The sequence below is a fragment of the Methanobrevibacter sp. genome (genome assembly GCF_036307625.1).
Classification (GTDB): Archaea; Methanobacteriota; Methanobacteria; order Methanobacteriales; family Methanobacteriaceae; genus Methanocatella.
Window position 1 is genome coordinate 1 of the sequence record NZ_JAXJXF010000057.1, and the last position, 1,683, is coordinate 1,683.

General features: G+C 33.9%; 3 protein-coding genes. All 3 read right to left on the reverse strand.

The features are described from left to right. Positions 1–122 precede the first annotated feature (122 nt). Positions 123–782 (reverse strand): DUF5612 domain-containing protein, encoded by a 660-nt coding sequence (locus tag UIB65_RS03415; RefSeq protein WP_330039724.1) that lies wholly within the window; start codon positions 780–782, stop codon positions 123–125. After that, positions 775–1,038: an energy-converting hydrogenase B subunit P gene (locus UIB65_RS03420; RefSeq protein ID WP_330039725.1), complete on the reverse strand. Its 264-nt coding sequence runs from the start codon at positions 1,036–1,038 to the stop codon at positions 775–777. Before UIB65_RS03420 ends, UIB65_RS03415 begins: the two co-directional genes overlap by 8 nt. A gap of 10 nt (positions 1,039–1,048) precedes the next feature. Then, the coding region (locus UIB65_RS03425; RefSeq protein ID WP_330039726.1) for an NADH-quinone oxidoreductase subunit H at positions 1,049–1,683 on the reverse strand (635 nt) is incomplete at its 5' end.

A 1,683-nucleotide genomic window follows, 5' to 3' on the forward strand; every position in this document is an offset into this window, starting at 1 on the left:
AAGATTCCAAATGTAAAAATAAATCCTAAAAAATGCAGCAAATGCGAATATGAGAATATATGTTTGAAAAAATAGTTAAGAAGGGAGTTAAAAATAACTCCCCCATATGTCCATAAACATGATTAATACTTAATTTTATCGCCGAGTCTTTTAATATCAAATACCGCAGTATCTGCAACTGCCATTACCGCCAAAACTCCTGCCTGAATAGGATCAGTGATAATCAAGTCAGCATATTCCGTTACACTACCGGGCATATTCAGAGAAATTACAATCAGATTGCTTTTTTCTTTAACATTTTTAACGGCTTCTGTGATTTCACCGCCCATAAGCGAACCTGCTAAAACCAGTGCTGTAACACGAGGAAGTCTTGATATAGCTTCAATAGCTTCAGCCAAATTTTTTTCACCGACTAATGGAATAGTATCTATACTTATACGTTCACCACGTATATTATGTCTATCTGCTTCAGTGATTGCACCTTTAGCGACTTGAGATACTTGTGCTCCGCCACCAACTATAATAATACGTTTTCCATAGATATCCAATTGAGAACCATGCAATTCGACAGATTTAACCTCTGAAATTTCATTTAAATCCACCAACAATTCATCAATATTTTCAACATGCTCCAATTCCAAGTTAATGGAACCCATATTATTTTTTTCAACAAAAAGATGAACATAACTAATGTTAGCACCATGAGAAGTGATGACATCAGTAATATCATCCAAAACTCCTTTTTTCTCATATGACTGAATAGTTATTGTATAATCATTCATTTTTTGGCCTAATTTTATCTAGTTCTGCATGTGCCCTTTTCCACATACTTAAAAAATTATCATTTTCAGTAACCGGAATAACTTCAAGACCCAAATCCCTATGTTCGGCAATCCATTCTTCATGAAAAACTGGTATTTCGACTTTAATTGATTCAGAGGTTTTATTTACAACTATAAGATTCCTATAAGGAAAATCCCATTCCACTATATATCCTCCAAGACTTACCATATGATACGGTCTCATAACAAATTTCAAAATAATCACCTCACAATAATCCAAGTATGATAGACAGTATTCCAAGCAATGTTGCACCTAAAATTGTTGGCAATAATTGCCTGTTAGTAAATACTGGACTGAATGCTGAAAAGATTCCCATCATAAATACAAATATCAATGCAACAACAATATTAACTAAAATTCCCCATGAAAGAATTGTTGGCGGAACTCCAATAAACAATACTGAAAAAATTGCGCCAAGCACAAACATGAAAAATCCTCTTGTTATATAAACAACAGCCCTATATTTAGCAGCATATTCCATATAAGGCCCTTCAATAACATCACTTTTGGCTTTAATGATTGAAAAAGGATATTCATTCAATATTATCATATAACCAATGAAAAATACTATAGCCGCAATTGCACCTGATACAGTGAATAAGAACGGACCATTTGCCTGCTGATATGCAACAATATCAGATAAGAAAATACTTCCGGCAGCAGTTACAGGAGCAAATAACGCCAAATATAATGGAAAAGACCCATAAGTAATCATTCTTAATGACCTTTTAGCACTTATATCTTCAATAAATGATTTGGTAGTTTTTAAGTGAGCAGCACCTTTTACCTGATCCGGAAATGGCATCCTAACAGACATTACTGATTTGGATAATGCCCCCA

Bases quoted from the DNA above. Each gene is read 5' to 3' on its own strand.
- UIB65_RS03415 (WP_330039724.1), bottom strand. From the start codon at position 782: ATGAATGATTATACAATAACTATTCAGTCATATGAGAAAAAAGGAGTT.